The 19,207-nt window shown below is 43.8% G+C and carries 17 protein-coding genes and 1 pseudogene; 15 read left to right on the top strand and 3 right to left on the bottom strand.

The window, feature by feature from the left end:
- Positions 1-6 precede the first annotated feature (6 nt).
- The 11 genes and pseudogenes from ileS to A7985_RS18845 all read left to right on the top strand — a co-directional run bounded on the left by ileS (position 7) and on the right by A7985_RS18845 (position 12,074).
- Positions 7-2,835 carry an isoleucine--tRNA ligase gene (gene ileS, locus A7985_RS18895; RefSeq protein WP_065791952.1) on the top strand — a complete coding sequence of 943 codons (2,829 nt, stop codon included), beginning with the start codon at positions 7-9 and terminating at the stop codon, positions 2,833-2,835.
- Between the two features lie 9 nt (positions 2,836-2,844).
- On the top strand, positions 2,845-3,351 hold the full coding sequence (lspA, locus tag A7985_RS18890; protein WP_063371637.1) for a signal peptidase II: 507 nt from the start codon (positions 2,845-2,847) through the stop codon (positions 3,349-3,351).
- Positions 3,348-3,787: pseudogene (gene fkpB, locus A7985_RS18885) on the top strand (FKBP-type peptidyl-prolyl cis-trans isomerase). Before lspA ends, fkpB begins: the two are co-directional and overlap by 4 nt.
- Positions 3,787-4,716 carry a 4-hydroxy-3-methylbut-2-enyl diphosphate reductase gene (gene ispH / locus A7985_RS18880; protein WP_065791951.1) on the top strand — a complete coding sequence of 310 codons (930 nt, stop codon included), beginning with the start codon at positions 3,787-3,789 and terminating at the stop codon, positions 4,714-4,716. The pseudogene fkpB and the gene ispH overlap by 1 nt, the downstream one beginning before the upstream one ends.
- A gap of 3 nt (positions 4,717-4,719) precedes the next feature.
- Positions 4,720-5,763, top strand: a complete 1,044-nt coding sequence (locus A7985_RS18875; RefSeq protein WP_065791950.1) for a sensor histidine kinase — start codon at positions 4,720-4,722, stop codon at positions 5,761-5,763.
- On the top strand, positions 5,741-6,415 hold the full coding sequence (locus A7985_RS18870; protein ID WP_065791949.1) for a LytR/AlgR family response regulator transcription factor: 675 nt from the start codon (positions 5,741-5,743) through the stop codon (positions 6,413-6,415). Before A7985_RS18875 ends, A7985_RS18870 begins: the two co-directional genes overlap by 23 nt.
- A 97-nt stretch (positions 6,416-6,512) precedes the next feature.
- Positions 6,513-7,064 carry a type IV pilus modification protein PilV gene (gene pilV / locus A7985_RS18865; RefSeq protein WP_065791948.1) on the top strand — a complete coding sequence of 184 codons (552 nt, stop codon included), beginning with the start codon at positions 6,513-6,515 and terminating at the stop codon, positions 7,062-7,064.
- Position 7,065: 1 nt separating this feature from the next.
- Positions 7,066-8,043, top strand: a complete 978-nt coding sequence (locus A7985_RS18860) for a PilW family protein (protein ID WP_065791947.1) — start codon at positions 7,066-7,068, stop codon at positions 8,041-8,043.
- Entirely contained in the window at positions 8,037-8,528 is a 492-nt protein-coding gene (locus A7985_RS18855; RefSeq protein WP_065791946.1) for a pilus assembly PilX family protein, read from the top strand. Before A7985_RS18860 ends, A7985_RS18855 begins: the two co-directional genes overlap by 7 nt.
- Positions 8,525-11,668, top strand: a complete 3,144-nt coding sequence (locus A7985_RS18850) for a pilus assembly protein (protein WP_370671176.1) — start codon at positions 8,525-8,527, stop codon at positions 11,666-11,668. Before A7985_RS18855 ends, A7985_RS18850 begins: the two co-directional genes overlap by 4 nt.
- On the top strand, positions 11,658-12,074 hold the full coding sequence (locus A7985_RS18845) for a type IV pilin protein (protein ID WP_247684763.1): 417 nt from the start codon (positions 11,658-11,660) through the stop codon (positions 12,072-12,074). Before A7985_RS18850 ends, A7985_RS18845 begins: the two co-directional genes overlap by 11 nt.
- Here A7985_RS18845 and A7985_RS18840 read toward each other — a convergent pair.
- Positions 12,071-12,598 (bottom strand): GspH/FimT family pseudopilin, encoded by a 528-nt coding sequence (locus tag A7985_RS18840; RefSeq protein WP_256096799.1) that lies wholly within the window; start codon positions 12,596-12,598, stop codon positions 12,071-12,073. The two genes, A7985_RS18845 and A7985_RS18840, sit on opposite strands and share 4 nt — an antisense overlap.
- Before the next feature lie 281 nt (positions 12,599-12,879).
- The gene (locus tag A7985_RS18835) at positions 12,880-13,422 is read right to left on the bottom strand and encodes a GspH/FimT family pseudopilin (RefSeq protein WP_081310631.1); all 543 of its coding nucleotides are present in this window, start codon (positions 13,420-13,422) and stop codon (positions 12,880-12,882) included.
- 131 nt (positions 13,423-13,553) lie between these two features.
- Here A7985_RS18835 and glnB point away from each other — a divergent pair, with 131 nt between their 5' ends.
- The gene (gene glnB, locus A7985_RS18830) at positions 13,554-13,892 is read left to right on the top strand and encodes a nitrogen regulatory protein P-II (protein WP_010382451.1); all 339 of its coding nucleotides are present in this window, start codon (positions 13,554-13,556) and stop codon (positions 13,890-13,892) included.
- Between the two features lie 43 nt (positions 13,893-13,935).
- On the opposite strand, the gene A7985_RS18825 is transcribed toward glnB, so the two are convergent.
- Positions 13,936-14,694: an outer membrane protein assembly factor BamD gene (locus A7985_RS18825; RefSeq protein ID WP_065791943.1), complete on the bottom strand. Its 759-nt coding sequence runs from the start codon at positions 14,692-14,694 to the stop codon at positions 13,936-13,938.
- Positions 14,695-14,817: 123 nt separating this feature from the next.
- On the opposite strand from A7985_RS18825, the gene rluD reads away from it, so the two are divergent.
- From rluD to clpB, 3 genes are all read left to right on the top strand, one after another.
- Positions 14,818-15,795 carry a 23S rRNA pseudouridine(1911/1915/1917) synthase RluD gene (rluD, locus tag A7985_RS18820; RefSeq protein WP_065791942.1) on the top strand — a complete coding sequence of 326 codons (978 nt, stop codon included), beginning with the start codon at positions 14,818-14,820 and terminating at the stop codon, positions 15,793-15,795.
- Positions 15,796-15,855: 60 nt separating this feature from the next.
- Entirely contained in the window at positions 15,856-16,524 is a 669-nt protein-coding gene (gene pgeF / locus A7985_RS18815) for a peptidoglycan editing factor PgeF (protein ID WP_370671175.1), read from the top strand.
- A 78-nt stretch (positions 16,525-16,602) separates the two neighbouring features.
- On the top strand, positions 16,603-19,179 hold the full coding sequence (gene clpB, locus A7985_RS18810; protein ID WP_065791941.1) for an ATP-dependent chaperone ClpB: 2,577 nt from the start codon (positions 16,603-16,605) through the stop codon (positions 19,177-19,179).
- Positions 19,180-19,207 lie beyond the last annotated feature (28 nt).

Below are 19,207 nucleotides of genomic sequence, written 5' to 3'. Positions count from 1 at the left end.
AGTTAAATGAGCGAATACAAACATACTTTGAATTTACCGGAAACACAGTTTCCGATGCGTGGCAATTTGGCACAACGCGAACCCAAAATGCTTAAAAAATGGTATGAACAAGACCTATATGGTCAAATTCGCATTGCGAAAAAAGGTAAAAAGCCATTTATACTGCACGATGGCCCTCCTTATGCGAATGGCAATATACACTTGGGCCATTCAGTAAATAAAATTTTAAAAGACATTATCATTAAGTCTAAGACCTTATCTGACTTTGACGCACCTTATGTGCCTGGTTGGGACTGTCACGGTCTTCCAATTGAGTTGATGGTAGAGAAAAAAGTTGGTAAGCCAGGCAAAAAAGTATCTGTTGCTGAGTTCAGAGAAAAATGTCGTGAATATGCTCGTAAGCAAGTTGAAGGTCAAAAGACAGACTTCAAACGATTAGGCGTATTTGGTGACTGGGATAAACCATATCTCACAATGAACTACGACTTTGAAGCGAACGCGATTCGTGTACTAGGTCGTATCATTAAAAATGGCCACTTACACAAAGGCGCAAAACCTGTGCACTGGTGTACAGACTGTGGTTCTGCACTTGCAGAAGCTGAAGTTGAATATCAAGACAAACAATCTCCAGCAATTGACGTGCGCTTTGAGTTTACAGATGCAAGCGCGGTTGAAAGTGCATTTGCATTGGCTGAAGGTCATAAAGGTAACGGTACTATTAGCACCGTAATTTGGACAACAACACCTTGGACACTACCTGCAAACCGTGCCGTAGCTGTGCATGGCGGCCTTGAATACGCACTTGTACAAGTTGAAGACGAAGGTAAAGAGCAGCGCTTAGTACTTGGCTCTGAACTGGTTAAAGATGCACTAGATCGCTTTGGCTTTAAACACTATCACGTGTTGGGCTACTGTAAAGGGGACGTGCTTGAAAAGCTAGAAGTAGCACACCCATTTTACGATTTCAATGTACCAGTCATCTTAGGTGAGCACGTTACTACTGATTCAGGTACAGGTATCGTTCATACCGCGCCTGGCCACGGTCAAGAGGATTTTGTGGCCGGCCAAGCATACGGTCTAGAAGTTGCGAACCCGGTTGGTGCAAATGGCGTGTATTTACCTGATACCCCCATTTTTGCAGGTCAGCACGTATTCAAAGCCAATGCAAACGTAATTGAATTACTGACTGAGAAAGGCATGTTAATGCATCACCATGCATTAACGCACAGTTACCCGCATTGTTGGAGACATAAGACACCAATTATTTTCCGTGCTACTCCTCAATGGTTTGTGAGCATGGACCAAGCCGATCTTCGCAAAGATTCAATGCAAGAAATCGAAAAAACGCAGTGGATCCCTGCATGGGGTGAAAACCGTATTGCAAATATGGTTGAAGGTCGTCCTGATTGGTGTATTTCTCGTCAGCGTACTTGGGGTGTGCCAATTGCACTATTTGTTGATAAAGACACTGGTGCACTTCACCCTGATACTGAAAGCCTAATTGCGAAAGTGGCAGACTTAGTGGATCAATCAGGTATTCAAGCTTGGTATGACCTTGAGCCAAGCAGCTTACTAAATGAAGCTGACGCGCAGCAATATGTTAAGGTACAAGACACATTAGACGTGTGGTTTGACTCTGGCGTGACGCACGCATGTGTTGTTGATGCACGTGAAGAGCTGACAGGCCCAGCTGATCTATACTTAGAAGGCTCTGACCAGCATCGTGGCTGGTTTATGTCTTCAATGATGACTTCGGTTGCTATCAATGGTCACGCGCCTTATAAACAAGTGCTTACGCATGGTTTCACCGTTGATGAGAATGGCCGCAAGATGTCAAAGTCTTTAGGCAATGTTATTTCTCCTCAAGATATCATGAATAAGCTTGGTGCGGACATCTTACGTTTATGGGTTGCATCAACGGACTACACAGCAGAAATGACAGTGTCTGATGAGATTTTCAAACGCTCTGCTGATCGTTACCGCCGTATCCGTAACACCAGCCGTTACCTATTGTCCAACTTAAGTGGCTTCAACCCTGAGACAGACTCAGTTGCGATTGAAGACATGGTTGAACTTGATAGATGGATCGTGGCACAGGCTGCTGAGCTACAAAATGAAATTGTTGAAGCGTATGACAATTACCAAATGCTGGTAGTTACTCAGAAACTAATGAATTTCTGTACAGGCGAACTAGGCTCTTTCTACTTAGACGTGATCAAAGACAGACAGTACACGGCTAAGAGCGATAGCCATGCAAGACGTTCTTGTCAAACCGCGCTTTATCACATTGCAGAAGCAATGACTCGCTGGATGGCGCCAATCTTAAGCTTTACAGCACAAGAGATCTGGGAAGTTCTACCTGGTGAACGCGGTGAGTTTGTATTCACAGACGTTTGGTATGAAGGTATCAGTGGTGCAACTTGCGGCAAGTTTGACAACGAGTTCTGGCAAGAATTGTTAAACGTACGTGATGAAGTGAACCGTGTGATGGAGAATGCACGTAAAGAAGAAGTGATTGGTGCAACGCTTCAAGCTGAAGTTACGCTATACACAGGTGGTGAGCTTGCTGAAAAGCTGCAAGGTTTAGAAGATGAACTGCGTTTTGTATTATTAACTTCTAAAGCACATGTTGAAGTAGTGACAAGTAAGCCAGAAGGTGCGGTTGCTTCTGAAATCGACGGCTTATTCATTAAAGTTGCTGCAACAGACGCCGCTAAGTGTGAGCGTTGTTGGCACCACAGTGAAGATGTAGGTAGCAATGAACAACACCCTGAGTTGTGTGGTCGTTGTATTACTAACGTCGATGGCGAAGGTGAGCAACGTAAGTTTGCATAGGAGTTTTAAGTGACCAATTTGACCGAACGTAGTGGTCTAGTGTGGTTATGGTTAAGTCTACTGCTTTTTGCAGTAGACTTTGGTACCAAAGCACTAGTCGTGGCAAATATGAAGCTTTACGATTCTATTGAGTTATTACCATTCTTTAACTTTACCTATATGCACAACTATGGCGCTGCGTTTAGCTTTTTAAGCGAAGCTGGCGGTTGGCAGCGATGGTTTTTAAGCGGGATTGCTGTGGCAATTAGCGTACTGTTAGTTGTCTGGCTGAAAAATTTGCGCGCAAACAACTGGGTGTTGTGTGGTGCATACTCGCTCGTGTTAGCTGGTGCAATCGGCAACCTCTATGACCGAGTAACGCTAGGCTATGTTGTCGATTTCTTACATTTTTACTATAAAGATTGGCATTATCCAGCATTTAACGTTGCTGACATGGCGATAGTTGGCGGTGCTGGGTTACTTCTATTTGATGCATTTTTCGGTGATAAGACAGATACTCGGGAGACAAAAGCGTGAGTGAACAAGCCATAGGCCCAAAATCAGAAGTGCTATTCCACTATTCAATTAAGTTGGAAGATGGTTCTGCTGCAGACTCAACTAAGGTTAACAATAAGCCTGCAAAGTTATTTATGGGAGATGGAAGCCTCACAGAAAATTTTGAAAGCTGCTTGCTTGGGTTAAAAGAAGGCGATAACAAGTCTTTTGAACTGCAGCCAGAGGATGCTTTGGCATGCCAAACCCTGATAACATCTATTACCTAGATAGAACTAAATTTGGTACAGATACACCAGCTGAAGTCGGGAGTATTATTGCGTTCACTCAACCTGATGGCACAGAGCTTCCTGGGTTAATCAGAGATGTTGCAGGGGACTCAGTTACGGTTGATTTTAATCATCCGTTAGCTGGGCAGGTAGTGACGTTTGAAGTTGATATTCTTGAGGTTCATAACTAATGGAAATATTACTGGCGAACCCGCGAGGGTTTTGTGCAGGCGTGGATAGAGCGATCAGCATAGTTGAACGCGCGCTGGATATTTTTGAAAAACCGATTTACGTGCGACATGAAGTTGTACATAACAAGTATGTGGTTGATGGGCTGCGTGCGCGCGGTGCTGTATTTGTTGAAGAACTTCATCAAGTGCCGGACGATAGTATTGTTATATTCAGTGCACACGGTGTTTCGCAGCAAGTGAGGCAAGAAGCCAAAAGACGAGAACTGAAAGTGTTCGACGCGACGTGTCCGTTAGTAACTAAAGTGCATATGGAAGTGACCAGAGCGAGCCGTAAAGGCACTGAATGTATTTTGATTGGACACCATGGTCATCCAGAGGTTGAGGGGACGATGGGTCAATATGATAATGCAGAAGGTGGAATTTATTTGGTCGAAACACCAGAGGATGTCGCATCTTTAACTGTTAAAGATCCGAGCAACTTATTTTATTGTAGCCAAACGACACTCTCTGTGGACGATACCGCTGATGTGATTGAAGCGCTTCGCGAGAAGTTTCCTGAAATCCACGGACCTCGAAAAGACGACATATGCTATGCAACACAGAATCGCCAAGATGCTGTGCGTGACTTAGCTGATAAGGTCGATCTGTTATTGGTTGTTGGCGCAAGAAATAGTTCCAACTCAAATAGGCTACGTGAGCTTGCAGATAAAATGGGCACTCAGGCATATCTAATTGATGATGAGAAAAGCATTTCTTCTCAATGGTTTGACAATGTTGAAAAAGTGGGTGTAACTGCGGGGGCCTCGGCGCCAGAAGTACTCGTTCAGCAGGTTATTTCACATCTCAAGGCGCTTGGTGGTAAAACGGTTGTTGAAAACCCAGGTCAAGAGGAAAACGTGGTTTTTGCAGTGCCTGTGGAACTGAGATAAGTTATGACTCCATGGGTTAATTCATCGACAATTGACCATGGTTTACTTAAGGCGATGCTTACCGAGCGGGGCATCTTAGCGATGATTATCGGCTCGCAAGCTGTCGCCTTTATTTACACGTTGTCGAGCGGTAAAGACTTTTGGCTAAGCCTCGGTTTAGTGAGTTTATTTACCCATGCAAACGCGTTTGTCACGCTAGCTCTGATAGCCGTGGTTGCCAAGTTAATCAAAACACTTAACTTTAAAACGGAACTTGGGGTTACATTACTTTCGTTTCAGTCTGTGTGTTTTATCACCAGCATCTTAGTTCAATACTCGGTTTTCTCTCCTGTTACGCCTGTAGATTGGCAATTTGTTTTAAACAACAGTGCTATTTGTGGCTTTGTCGTTATCTTGTTATTGCATTTTATGGCCATTTATATCGATAACTTAAACACTATCGCTCACGCCGCGAATGCAGAACTCGAGGCATTACAAGCGCGTATACGTCCGCATTTTTTACATAACGCCTTAAATACACTTGCGGAATTGTGCCATGAAAACCCAGATGCAGCAGAAGAAGCCGCATTAACAATGGCAAAGCTTATGCAGGTGGCGTTTGCCAGCGGTAAAAGACATAGCCTCGCTCAAGAAATATCCCTGACACGGGGGTATTTGACCATTGAAAGATATCGCTTTGAACACCGATTGAATGTGCAGTGGCAAATAGATGATGTCGACCTGAATGCCATAGTACCCGCCCTAATTATTCAACCTCTTGTAGAAAATGCGGTGGTACATGGTATTGAACCGAGGGTAGGTGGTGGTGTCATTGAGATAGGCATAGCACAAAAAGATGGCAAATTAGTGATTAATGTTACTAACCCATTCAATGCACATTCACGCTCTCGCTCAGGGCAAGGTATTGCGTTAAATAACATACGAAGACGCTTACTTATTTATTTCGGTTCAGATGCAACTTTGAATACATCGCAAAAAAGTGTTAGATTCTCAACAACAGTGACGCTGCCGCTAGGAGCTTTGAATGAAATATCTGGTAGTCGATGATGAACCGATCGCAAGACGCAGAGTAAGACGATTATTCACTGACTATGACACTTTTGAATGTGTTGGCGAGGCCGCTGATAGTCAGCAGGCGATTGAATTAGCAGCGCAAAATCAACCAGATCTCGTCTTATTGGATATTTCAATGCCTGGCATGGATGGTATTGAGTTAGGTAAGCACCTTCGAGAAGCCCACCCCGATATTAAGCTAATTTACGTCACTGCGTATCCTGAGCACGCTTTAAAGGCTTATCAAGTATATGCGTCGGGCTATTTGGTTAAGCCTATTGCACAGCAGCAACTCGCCGAGCTATTGAACCATATATTTCCCAATTCGTTGGCAAAACTACAGTTTCAGGTTGGACATGACATTCGTTGGGTTAATGTCGCCGATATTATCATCGCACAAACGGATGACAGATATACACATATCTATTTTGGCAGTGGTGATGCACTCATTGACACGCCTTTAAAAAAGTTGCTTGCAGACTACCCTACACACTTTGTGCAGGTGCATAGAAATACAATTGTTAAGAAAGCAAGTATCGTAAAATTAGAAAGTACAGCCGGCGCGCATAAGGTTATTTTAGACGGCGTGGATGAGCCTGTACAAGTGAGCCGCAGGGCTTACTCGAGTCTAAAATCACTGTATTAACCATTGACCCACATTGATTGACCGTTCAATCACATTGGTGTTTGGTTGGTGAAAAAAATCGATACTATATACTCTAGAGCATAGATTGAGTTTTTTCATGAGTAGATTGTTTCCAAAAGTAAACCAAGCTGGATTCACCCTGTTGGAGGTCGTGATAGCCTTCATGGTGCTCAGTTTTGGGTTGCTCGGTGCCGTTGCTCTACAAGCAAAAGCGAAACAAGCCAGTTTTGATTCCATGCAGCGCGCTGCTGCGGTAGCGTTGGCTGGCGATATCATGCAGCGAATTCGTTCAAATGACACAGCTAATCTTATTGATCACTATGGCGGCTCATTTACAAGCCAAACACAACTTGCCAATGACTTAACTTGTTTCTCTAATTTTTGTAACAACCTATCCATAGCGAATTTGGATAAAGAGCAGTGGAAGCAAGCTATTCGAGCAAAAGAGAATACGGGGTCGTTAGACGACACGACAGTTTGTATCACGCCTGTAAGGGATGGCGACGGGTTCTCCGTGACGGTCACGGTGGCTTGGGTCGGTAGGCAAGCGATTAAAGCGAATAATAATACGACTGCTATCAATTGTGGTACGAAAGACGACTATCGCAGACTCGTGTCTATTTCCAGCTTTGTCTTGGTACGGAGTTAATATGCGTCAACGTGGTTTTACCTTAGTTGAAATCTTGATCTCGCTATTCATTGGTGCGATTTTACTTGGTGGTGTGGTGGCCACCTATGTAAGCATGCGTGTAACGACGAAAGACACCATGGCAATCGGTGAGTTACAAGAAATCGGACGGCTATCGTTAACGCTATTACGCCGAGACTTAGAACAAATTGGCTTTTGGGGCACCTTTTATGACCAAGGCTTTAGCAGTAGTAACTCTTTAGGACCTGCAAACCCGCCAGGAGATTGCTTTGGCGGTCTAAACAACGGCAGCTTTCCGGCCGTTGTTCCAACTAACTTTAGGCCTATTTATGCTGCCTACACAACATCTGGAAGTGCATTGGGGTGTGTCGTGGGGGCGAAAAAGAACACAGAAATTTTGCAGCTAAAATTTTTGGAAGGCGATCAGATCACTAACGGCGTAGTCGACCAAAATAAATATTATTTCATTGCGCAACAAGAGCAGGCGATATTTGTTTCTGGACCAAGCTTTACAGGTTTACCTAACGTCAACGCAACACTTTGGCCATATAGCCACCATGTTTATTTTATCGAAGATCAAGAAATCACCTTAGACAATAACAAAGTATCAGTGCCTGTATTAAGAAGAAAAAGATTGACGGTAAATGGGGATATAACGACTGAAACTGTGATTGAGGGCGTTGAAGACATTCGGTATTTGTTTGGCATTGATATCGATGGAGATAGCAGGGTAGACAGTTATCGAAGCGTCAGCAAAATGACAGCGAGTGACTGGGAAAGATCTGAAGGGGTGTTGACCGTACAGGTCATTGTTTTAGTCAGATCACTGGAACCAGACCCAGGTATTAATTTGAAAAATCAAACTTACACCTTAGGTAATGACGGAGATAAGGTTGTTCATACCTTCTCTGATAACTATCGGCGCACGGTATTTTCGACCACAGTGCAACTGTATAACATGGGGTCATCAGCATGGTAAATAAACGTAATCAGCAGGGGATGGTATTAATTGTATCTATGGTACTTATCGTTGCGGTGACGAGTGTTGCTGTGACCCTGATGAGCAGTAGTACCATTGATATAAAAATAACCAATGCGGCACAAGAACGCGAAACCGCTGAAGCATACTTAATGGGCGAAGTACAAAGGCTGGTTAAAGATCAAAAGCAACTCTTAGGTGCAAGTAAATTCCACTTCACCAATGGCCAAATAGACGCAAATGATAATGGCGTGCACAAGTTTAAAAGCACAGACGTAGACGCCAAAATTGACTTTGAGTTGAAGAATTTAAACAAAGGTCAGTTAGAGGTGCCATGCCCCAGAATTTACAGTTACACCGAGGGTGTCGTATGCAACATGACTGAGCTTAGGAGCTCAGTTGAATATGGCGACCAAGGAAGACACACCGTCACAGTTGTCATCGGCATTGGGCAAGAGATTAGAGATGTGAAGGCGGATCAATGATGTTTAAGAAACTAATTACTTTCATATGCTTTGTATTTCTTGCACCAGTATTCGCCGAGGATATTGAGTTATATGTAAAACACGATGTTGGCGGTACAGAAAAGTCTCGTGTGATTTTGATCTTTGACACATCGGGCAGTATGGCTTGGGATGTGAATGACGGTCAGCGATGCTACGAATACAGAAATTTTAGAATTCGCTCTGTAGATTGCTTTGATACCTCAAAAACGAATAAGACCTGTTATAAATATAGAAATGGCCGATATCGCTCTTCAAATTGTGGTGATAGCCGGTTAAAGGTTGCTAAAGAGGCGATGGTATCTTTGGTCAACGACAACAAAGACTTTGACTTTGGCTTGATGCGTTTGTACTCCAGCTCTGGAGGTTACGTATTGAATGGTCTTGGTGCAGACCCTAGCGTTGTGGTAAGTAAGATTAATAGCTTACGTGCCAGTGGTAATACACCATTGTCAGAAACACTTTGGGAAGCTTATCTCTATTTGACTGGCCGAGCCATAGACTATGGATACAATGGCGGTAACAACAGAGACAAATCGATAGAGTCTAACGGTTATTACAAATCACCTTTTGCGCCGGTTGTTGGCGAGCCAGAAAGGTGTGATACGTCAACCAACATTATATTGATGACAGATGGTGATCCCACCAGTGATAGCGGTAAAAACAGTGCCATTAGCCAAACGTATTATAATACTTTTGGCTCTTACCCAAGCCGGGTATCAAACAACTATTTAAATTCATTGGCAAAGATCATGCGTGGCTCGCAAGATAAGCAGGTTGACCTCTACCCTGCGACCGCGGACAAGCAGGACTTTGCGCGTGTATATACCATCGGATTCGGCACGGGTATGTCCAATGCTGGTAAAACGTTGCTCGAGCGAACAGGTAAGGTGGACGGCGGTGGCGATTATTTGCATGCCAACACCGCTTCCCAGTTATCAAATGCCCTTAAGTTAACAATCTCAAAGATACGTGAGCAAAGCGATAGCTTCTCAGCTCCCTCTGTTTCTACTAGTAGTTCAGATTTGAGCCGCAGTGGTGACTCGGTGTATTTCACCATGTTTTACCCTGAAACGCATACCCGTTGGACCGGAAACTTAAAAAAGCTCAAGGTAACTGGTGGTATTGTCCATGGTATGGGCAGCACGTCAAACGCCATTAACGACAAAGGCCAAATTGGTAAGAGCGTAACGACATATTGGTCAGAACCTGGTAGTAAAGATGGTAATGTGGTTTTAGAAGGGGGTATCAACTATCAGCTTTCGAATCGTCAGACTAATCGAAAAATTTACTCGGATTTTGGTAAAGGTAAGCTCTACAACTATGATTACAATACAGCACTAAATGCACATCAAGGCTCTTTGTCCAACCTTGCCGCTAAGTTTGCAACCTCCACTTCGGAAGTTGCCAATGTGATTAATTGGTCGCGAGGACAAGATGTTGACGATGCCGACGGCGATAACAGCCGTACTGACCGAAGAAAAGATATTTTTGGTGACCCCTTACACTCACGTCCTGTCAGCTTGGATTATGGTAACGGTGATTTACGCGTCATTGTTGGCACGAATGCAGGCTTTTTACATATGTTTAAGGATAATGGCAACACGGTTACTGAGAGTTGGGCCTTCATACCAGACTCATTGTTGGACATATTAAAGCCTTTAAAAGACCGCAAAAGAGACACCAAACTGTATGGCATGGATGGCCCTATTACTGTGTACTTCTGGGATAAAAACGACAGTGGCGTCGTCGACTCTGGAGAAAAAGTTTGGTTGATCGCAGGTATGCGTCGCGGTGGCAATGAATATTATGCATTCGATATTACTGTGCCGGACTTACCAAAGTTGATGTGGGGGGGGCCAATTAAGGGCGGTAATGGCGCATTCGCTGAGTTAGGTCAAACTTGGTCTAAACCAATCGTGTCATTTATTACAGCACAACCAGATAAACCAGTCTTGATATTTGGTGCAGGTTACGACACCAATAAAGACAATGTTGCGTTTTCTGAGGATAGCAAAGGGCGCGGATTATACATTGTCGACCTACAAAGCGGTAATCCAATTTGGTCATTGACACCGGCCACAGGCTTTAAAGGGAAACACAGTATTGCAGCTGATTTGAGCGTCCTCGACTCTGACTACGATGGCTTTGTTGATCGAATATATGCAGCAGACACAGGGGGAGGAATTTGGCGAGTAGATATCCCCAGTACTAAACCTGATGATAAAGATGCGCCATGGACGCACTTTATGTTCGCCAATTTGAGTGGAGCTCAAGATAACCAAAAGAGACGCTTTTTTTATCGTCCTATGATAGCGCGAACATATTTTAGCAAAGTAACATTGGAAAATGTGAATGGTAAAATCACGAAGATTCGTAAAGATGTGCCTTACGAAGGGATTTTGATCGGCAGTGGTAATCGCGCTAAACCGACTTCAACTTTTGTGAATAACTTCTTGTTCATGGTGCGTGATGAAAACACCAAAACACGGTCTTTTACAGCGGGAAGTATACCAGCGACTATTCGTGCAGGTCAGCTGCTAAATGTGACCAATGACCCATTTAAAGCGAGCCTGAGCAGCTATGACAGCTTTACTGACAAAGAAGCAGAGCTGGGTAGTGCAAAGGGCTGGCGCATCGCATTGAGCTCCGGTGAAAAGTCATTGTCGGCTGCAACAGCCATCGGTGGACTGGCTTATTTCACTTCCTTTTCACCAACAACGGTATCAGAAAATCAATGTAGTATCGGTGAGGGCTCAGGCTATTTATATATCGTACATTTGCATTACGGTATGCAAGTATTTCAAAAGCGTCGCTATCGTACGACTGCAACGTTACCAGATACACCGAGAACACACTATGATGTATACGTAGATCCAAATACGAATAAAAAGACGGTTAAGGCTAAGATCATCAGTCCAACTGTTATCAAAGAAGATGCGGTCGATGAAATGTTTGGAGGTAATCCAGCTGATGGTATAACACCACAGCGCTTAGAGCCCCCAGGAGTTTACAAAAATAAAGATGGCTCGGCAAATGTACCGGGTGTGTCATCGCTAGAGATTACGTATGAAACAAGACAGTTGTTTATCTACAAGAAAGAAGACAATGATGAAAAATAGAGAGAAATCGACTAAAGGGTTTACCCTAATTGAGTTGATGATTGTGGTGGCTATATTAGGGATCTTAGCAACGCTAGCATATCCCAATTACCAAGGTTACTTGCAGCGAGGTGCCAGAGCTGAGGCAATGACAATATTGCTGGATGCCGCTAATAAACAAGAGCAATATTTTGTTGATAACAGAGAGTACGCGAGTAGTTTGTCAGATATTGGTGTGCCGACAACAAGCGGTAATGGTTACTTTAATATCACAGTTATTTTGGCCAGTGGCGGTTATACGTTGACAGCAACAGCTGCCAACGGGCCTGTAAAGGGGGATCTTGTGTGCACGAGTTTATCTCTAAATAATTTGGGCATTAAGTCCATAACAGGTACGGGCAGCGTTGACCAATGCTGGGAGCGTTAATTACAAAGTCGAGTATCTTTTAACGTTGTACGCCCTGTCACACTAAGTGAGAGGGCTTTGCCTGACTTAGAGCCATCACGGTGAGTGGTACAATATACAAATGTGCCATTGGCTAGGCCCCAAGTTGACCCCGTGTGCTTAAATATAACAGCATGTCTTGGGTAGGTTAGTTCATCTAATACTGGAATATGCTCAATGACTCTTAGCTTAACATCCTCTTTGTCAAATGATCTCAGCTGGCCTTTATCTATAAATATGGTGAGTTCATTATGCCACTCGGAGCGTATACATCGATTCTCTAACAATGGGCATAGAGTTATCCGCTCTCCACTGTAAATGGCTTGCAGTCGTGCATAGCTGAGCGCCCGGTCTAGGGATACGAGCATTCTCTTTGGCCTGTCAATAACTAACATCTCTGAAAGTGATGGGATACCCATCGCAATTAAAATTGCACTTATGAGGCCGACGACAATAAGTTCGAAGAGTGAAAACCCCTGCATTACAAGCCTGTTTGGCTTTTTCATAACGGCTCCTTGCCGAAAAATAGAAATGATCTAACCGGTAGGTATCACTTTAGACATCGGGTGCGACCTAACATGGGCTAGGATTAATGGAGGGTGTTTGAGGTGAAAGCGTATTGAGTGGACTTTCAGTGGCCGAATTACAAACTAGGCGCATTAGTTAATGCGTGTTCTTATTGTTTGCAATGCAGTATAGATGCTTAATTAATGAAAGAGTTAATGTATAGATAAAGGGGCGCGACTACCAATATGGGTAATCTGAGCTTGCCGACCCCTTTATTGTTTTACAAAGTGCATGTGTCAGTGGTGTTTCCGGTATACAACGCAGTACCAGCTTGAGTAATGCTCAGGCTTTGGTTTTGCGCATTTGCGCCGTTTGGACAATACACAAAATTACCATTTTGACCGTTTCCTAATCGGCCACTGGAGTCAAACTTCAATGATGCGACTGGGTAGTTGAGCTTATCGTTTGTGCTGACCTTTTCCATGACTCTTAGTAAATCATCATTATCTGCAGAGTACGTACCGCTGTTATCCCTATCTAAAAAAACCACAATTCGGTTGCTTTTCCAGTTCGTAGTGCAAGTAAAGTCTTGGTTTGAGATGAGTAAGCTCTCTATCGCTGGACAGATAATAACGATTTCGTCACTGGCAGTGGCTTTAGCGCGTGCAAATGTCACACTGCGTTTTAGTTCAAGTAAAAAGCTTTCTGCGCGATTGTCTTGAAAAGTAGCATGCGTAAATGAATAAGTTAAACCTGCCAGAACGCCTAAAATAGCGATTGTAATTAACAGTTCAAGTAAGCTCATGCCCCGTTGATGCTGCATATTAAGCTCCTGATACATGTAATTGGGATACTTTATATTGCGCCTTTTCAATATTTTATTCAATACCTTTGTTTGCCTTGCTTGGCCCTATTGTCTAAAATCGACGCACTACCAGAGGAAGCATGATAATCATGAAAAAGATTGAAGCAATAATTAAACCATTTAAGTTGGATGATGTAAGGGAAGCGCTGTCTGATATTGGCATTACGGGCATGACAGTTTGTGAAGTAAAGGGTTTTGGACGCCAAAAAGGTCATACGGAGTTATATCGTGGTGCTGAGTACATGGTAGACTTTTTACCTAAGGTAAAGCTAGACATCGTACTGGCGGAAGAAGATGTCGATCGAGCGATTGACGTGATATTAAAAACCGCACAAACGGGTAAAATTGGTGACGGAAAAATCTTCGTTACAGAAGTTGAGCGTGTGGTTAGGATCCGTACAGGTGAAGAAGACGAAGAGGCAATCTAGTTGTCTAAGAATTCGGGCATCAGTAGATGCCCGAAAAGTTGTGCTATCGTTGATTTAGCGCACGCGTTTTTCTAACGTGTTCACTGAGCTCAGTAAGACCTAGTTTGTCATAGCTCTTTTCCATCATATCTAGCGCTTCAAGTAAATAGCTACTTTGAGAGTAGTGCTCTAGGACATACTTACCGCGATTTGCTGCTGCTAAATAGGCCTCTCTTTCAAAGTAATAAGTGGCGATTTTGAGCTCGTAGCGCGCCATCTTGTTAAGCAACCAAGCTAACCTTTTTTTCGCTTCTGGCGTGTAGTTACTGTCAGGGTAGTTTTTAACTAGCGTTGATAAATCTTGAAAAGCTACACGTGTTTTACTTACATCACGGTCAGCGCGATCTACACCAAAATAGTCTTGAAAGGCATTTTCATCAGCTTTGATGTTAATTAATCCGCGCATGTAGTACATGTAATCAAGGTTTTTGTGGTTTGGGTTTAGGCGAATAAAACGATCTACCGTTGCGAGCGCTTGATCTGTGTTACCGGTTTGGTAAAAAGCGTACACCAAATCCATTTGTACTTGTCTAGAATATGGGCCAAACGGATAGCGAGCGTTAATTGCGCTCAGCAATTGAATAGCTCTGGCGTATAGGCCTGAATCTAATGTTTGTTTAGCGTCTTCATAAAGCGCCTGTACCGACTTATTTGGTACGCGTTCTATTTCTTCTTGTTCTGGGGCCGAAGAACATGCGGCTAATCCTAGTATCGATGCGCTTATTACAACTGCTGTAGCGCGTTTTCCCAACTTCATTATCATTTTATTTTACTACCTTCGTTGTCTTCGGCTAGGCCAAGTCGGTAAAACCGAGTAAACTATGCATTTATGCGATTCTAACCCAGTCGAGCGAGGCTTGCACTGGTAATTTAGGTAAAGTTACACATGTCAGAGCAAATTTCTCTACAAGCCGAAGTGCCAATCGAGTTAGGCGGTAAACGTCTAGACCAAATATTAGCGCAATTGTTCCCTGATTTTTCACGTTCAAGAATAAAAACTTGGATATTAGATGAAAAAGTGACAGTAAATGGTCAATTGTTGAGCACCCCAAAAGAAAAGCTGTTCGGTGGCGAACTCGTAGAGATCGAAACACAAATTGAAGCAGAACGAGAGTACGAAGCGCAGGATATCGCGCTAGATATTGTTTACGAAGATGATGATATCTTAGTTATCAATAAACCAATGGGATTGGTCGTGCATCCAGGTGCGGGTAATCCCAATGGCACAGTATTAAATGCGTTACTGCACCATCACCCCGATATTATCAATGTTCCGAGAGCGGGGATTGTGCATCGTCTAGATAAAGACACCACGGGATTAATGGTGGTTGCAAAAACAATTCAAGCGCAAACTCACTTGGTAAAGAACTTACAGGCGAGAACTAACTTTACGCGTGAGTATGAAGCCATTTGTAATGGTACGATGACTGCGGGTGGTATGATTGAAAAACCGATTGGACGTCATGCGACTAAACGTACTCATATGGCTGTCCATGAGATGGGTAAGCCGGCTATCACGCACTACCGTGTTGCTGAAAAATTCAGAGCACATACTAGGTTAAGATTGCGTTTGGAAACAGGGCGTACTCACCAAATCCGTGTGCACATGGCTTATTTGAAACATCCACTTATTGGTGACCAATTATATGGTGGTAGACCTTGCCCGCCTAGAAATGCATCGGAGTCTTTTTTGGACACCCTAAGAAGTTTTAAGAGGCAAGCACTACACGCTGTAAAGCTTAGCATCGCTCACCCAATTACAGGTGAAATGATGACTTGGGAAGCGCCTATCCCAGATGATATGCAAGCACTTACTGACATGCTGCGAGCTGACAGTAAGGAAAATCCGCAAATTGAGTACTAACTCAATGCTATTGCCAAGCTGGCCATTACAAAGCCAAATCGGTGCTGTTGCCAGCACCGCTTGGGCGGACACTCTAAAGCGCCTTTTGATAAGCTAAATCTCGCTTATCATGTAGGCGACAACGAGAAAGATGTCGCTAAAAACCGCTCTGTGCTAGACGCTTATTTACCTGCGGAAGCGACTTGGCTTGACCAAGTACACGGCAATAAAGTTCATGTATTAAATCAAGATACAGATATATCGCAACTGGTTAGTGCAGATGCCATGTATACAAATTTAAGGCGCAGGCCTTTAGCTATTATGACCGCAGATTGTTTGCCTATTTTGCTTGCTAGCAAGCATGGAGACGAGGTTGCAGCGATCCATGGTGGTTGGCGTCCTCTTGCTGCTGGCATTATTGCAAACACCCTCAAACATTTTTGTGCACCACCAACAGAGGTTGTGGCTTGGTTTGGTCCCGCAATTGGTGTATCGGCATTTGAAGTTGGTGCAGAAGTCCGCCAAGAATTCATCGAACAGGGCACTGAGTTTAGCCGCGCATTTAGTCCTACGACGTCTAATAAATACATGGCCGATATTTTTCTAATTGCAAAGCGCCAGTTACATGCGCATGGTGTCACCTCAATCTATGGTGGAAATGCATGCACGGTGTCTCAACCCGAGTTGTTTTTCTCGTACCGTCGCGATGGGCAATGTGGCAGAATGGCCACTGTGATCTGGCGCAAATAAATTAAACCTACCACTTGATCCTGCTTGATTGAGGACCCATTTTAATAAGTAGTTTAGATTACTTAGGTGTGAAATCTCATGCGGTTAGACAGATTTACCAGCAAATTTCAAAGTGCGTTATCAGATGCGCAATCACTCGCTTTAGGAAGAGACCATCAATTTATTGAACCTGTGCACTTGATGTATGCGCTGTTACAGCAAACAGGGTCAAGTGTTAGGGCGCTGTTTGCACAAGCTGGGGTGAGTGCGGATGAGCTAAACACCAAGTTGTCTCAGGCCATTGAAAGGCTGTTTAAAGTTGAAGGTGTTGGTGGCGATGTCCAACTCTCTAACAATTTAATCTCATTGATTAATCTGTGTGATAAATACGCACAAAAGCGCAAAGATAAGTATATTTCCAGTGAGTTGTTTGTGTTCGCTTCATGCGAGGACAAAGGCGAGCTAGGGGACATATTTAGAGCGCTCAATATCACTCAAGATAAAGTTGAAAAGGCCATTAAAGCGATTCGTGGGGGCCAGAAAGTTGATAACCCAAACGCCGAAGAAACTCGCCAAGCACTTGAGAAATTTACCATAGATCTTACCGAACGCGCAGAGCAAGGTAAATTAGACCCCGTCATTGGGCGCGACGATGAAATACGTCGTACGATTCAAGTATTGCAAAGAAGAACAAAGAACAACCCCGTTTTAATCGGTGAGCCAGGTGTGGGTAAAACGGCGATTGTTGAAGGACTTGCGCAGCGCATCATTAACGGCGAGGTGCCAGAAGGGTTAAAGCATAAGCGTGTGTTATCTCTTGATTTGGGTGCGCTGGTCGCGGGTGCCAAGTATCGTGGCGAGTTTGAAGAGCGACTGAAATCCGTACTCAATGAGCTTGCCAAAGAAGAAGGTAGCGTTATTTTATTCATCGATGAAATACACACAATGGTGGGAGCCGGTAAAACGGACGGCGCGATGGATGCTGGGAATATGCTTAAACCAGCGTTGGCAAGAGGAGAGTTGCACTGTGTGGGTGCCACAACGCTCGACGAATATCGTCAATATATTGAAAAAGATGCTGCACTTGAAAGGCGTTTTCAAAAGGTGTTTGTGTCTGAACCAACAGTGGAAGATACAATTGCTATACTGCGTGGCTTAAAAGAAAGGTACGAATTACATCATTCAGTAGATATCACCGATCCCGCTATTGTCGCGGCTGCTAATTTGTCTCATCGCTACATCAGCGACAGGCAACTACCTGATAAAGCAATCGACCTGATTGATGAAGCAGGCTCTTCGATTCGTCTGCAAATTGACTCAAAACCTGAGCAGTTAGATAAACTGGAGCGACGCATCATTCAGTTAAAACTGGAAGACAATGCATTGGCGAAAGAAAAAGATGAGGCCAGCCAACAACGCCGCAAAGAAATGCAATCGTTGATTCTTCAGTTAGAAGGTGAATACAAAGAGCTCGATGAAGTTTGGAATGCAGAAAAAGCATCTTTGCAAGGCACTCAAGTGATTAAAGCGGAATTAGAGCAAGCACGCCTTGACCTTGACGTTGCGAGAAGAGCCAGTGATTTACAACGTATGTCTGAACTTCAATATGGCCGTATTCCAGCACTAGAAAGAAAATTGGATCTCGCGTCGCAAGCTGAAATGCAAGAAATGAGTTTGCTTAAGAATCAAGTCTCTGAAGATGAAATTGCGGAAATACTGTCTCGTTGGACAGGTATCCCCGTTGCAAAAATGCTGCAAGGTGAACGTGAAAAGCTACTCCATATGGAGGATGAGCTACATCACAAAGTAATTGGTCAGGACGAGGCAGTGAATGCCGTGGCAAACGCCATACGTCGATCCAGAGCTGGGCTGGCGGATCCCAACCGCCCAATTGGCTCATTTTTGTTCCTTGGGCCAACAGGGGTGGGCAAGACGGAGCTAACCAAAGCGTTGGCGAGTTTTATGTTTGATACTGAAGATGCCATGGTTCGTATTGATATGTCAGAATTTATGGAGAAGCATTCAGTAGCACGCTTGGTGGGGGCTCCGCCGGGGTATGTTGGTTATGAAGAAGGTGGTTATTTAACGGAAGCGGTAAGACGTAGACCGTATTCGGTTGTGCTACTTGACGAGGTTGAAAAGGCGCACCCAGATGTGTTTAACATTTTGCTACAGGTGCTGGATGATGGCCGTTTAACCGATGGCCAAGGTCGTACGGTCGACTTTAAAAATACTGTGATTATCATGACCTCTAACTTAGGCTCTGACGTTATTCAAGAGCAAGCGGGTAACAACGATTATGTAGCGTTAAAAGCTAAGTTAATGGAAGTACTGACGACTCAATTTAGGCCGGAGTTCATTAACCGCATAGATGAAACGGTTGTTTTCCACCCATTGGTGACCGAACATATCAAGGAAATCGCCAGTATTCAGCTAGACAAACTAGCGTCTCGATTAAAAGACAATGGATTTGGGTTTGAGGTGAGTGAAGACGCATTAGAGAAAATAGCGCAAAGTGGCTTTGACCCGGTATTTGGTGCGAGGCCGTTAAAACGTGCAATTCAGCAATATATTGAAAACCCATTAGCACAAAAGTTATTGCAAGGTGATTTCACGGGGGCTGACACAATTAAGATCTCAGTCACACATGATGTAATCAACTTCGACGCCCAATAACTTTGCATATTATTACAGGCACTGGCTT

The organism is Pseudoalteromonas luteoviolacea (genome assembly GCF_001696455.1).
GTDB lineage: Bacteria > Pseudomonadota > Gammaproteobacteria > Enterobacterales > Alteromonadaceae > Pseudoalteromonas > Pseudoalteromonas luteoviolacea_C.
This window is presented reverse-complemented; position numbering and strand designations above follow the sequence as displayed.

Excerpts from the sequence above, each read along its gene's own strand:
- A7985_RS18870 (WP_065791949.1), top strand. The coding sequence starts at position 5,741 with ATGAAATATCTGGTAGTCGATGATGAACCGATCGCAAGACGCAGAGTA.
- A7985_RS18850 (WP_370671176.1), top strand. The coding sequence starts at position 8,525 with ATGATGTTTAAGAAACTAATTACTTTCATATGCTTTGTATTTCTTGCA.
- A7985_RS18860 (WP_065791947.1), top strand. The coding sequence starts at position 7,066 with ATGCGTCAACGTGGTTTTACCTTAGTTGAAATCTTGATCTCGCTATTC.
- A7985_RS18825 (WP_065791943.1), bottom strand. The coding sequence starts at position 14,694 with ATGATAATGAAGTTGGGAAAACGCGCTACAGCAGTTGTAATAAGCGCA.
- ispH (WP_065791951.1), top strand. The coding sequence starts at position 3,787 with ATGGAAATATTACTGGCGAACCCGCGAGGGTTTTGTGCAGGCGTGGAT.
- A7985_RS18855 (WP_065791946.1), top strand. The coding sequence starts at position 8,037 with ATGGTAAATAAACGTAATCAGCAGGGGATGGTATTAATTGTATCTATG.
- rluD (WP_065791942.1), top strand. The coding sequence starts at position 14,818 with ATGTCAGAGCAAATTTCTCTACAAGCCGAAGTGCCAATCGAGTTAGGC.
- A7985_RS18875 (WP_065791950.1), top strand. The coding sequence starts at position 4,720 with ATGACTCCATGGGTTAATTCATCGACAATTGACCATGGTTTACTTAAG.
- clpB (WP_065791941.1), top strand. The coding sequence starts at position 16,603 with ATGCGGTTAGACAGATTTACCAGCAAATTTCAAAGTGCGTTATCAGAT.
- A7985_RS18845 (WP_247684763.1), top strand. The coding sequence starts at position 11,658 with ATGAAAAATAGAGAGAAATCGACTAAAGGGTTTACCCTAATTGAGTTG.
- pilV (WP_065791948.1), top strand. The coding sequence starts at position 6,513 with ATGAGTAGATTGTTTCCAAAAGTAAACCAAGCTGGATTCACCCTGTTG.
- A7985_RS18840 (WP_256096799.1), bottom strand. The coding sequence starts at position 12,598 with ATGAAAAAGCCAAACAGGCTTGTAATGCAGGGGTTTTCACTCTTCGAA.
- glnB (WP_010382451.1), top strand. The coding sequence starts at position 13,554 with ATGAAAAAGATTGAAGCAATAATTAAACCATTTAAGTTGGATGATGTA.
- ileS (WP_065791952.1), top strand. The coding sequence starts at position 7 with ATGAGCGAATACAAACATACTTTGAATTTACCGGAAACACAGTTTCCG.
- A7985_RS18835 (WP_081310631.1), bottom strand. The coding sequence starts at position 13,422 with ATGCAGCATCAACGGGGCATGAGCTTACTTGAACTGTTAATTACAATC.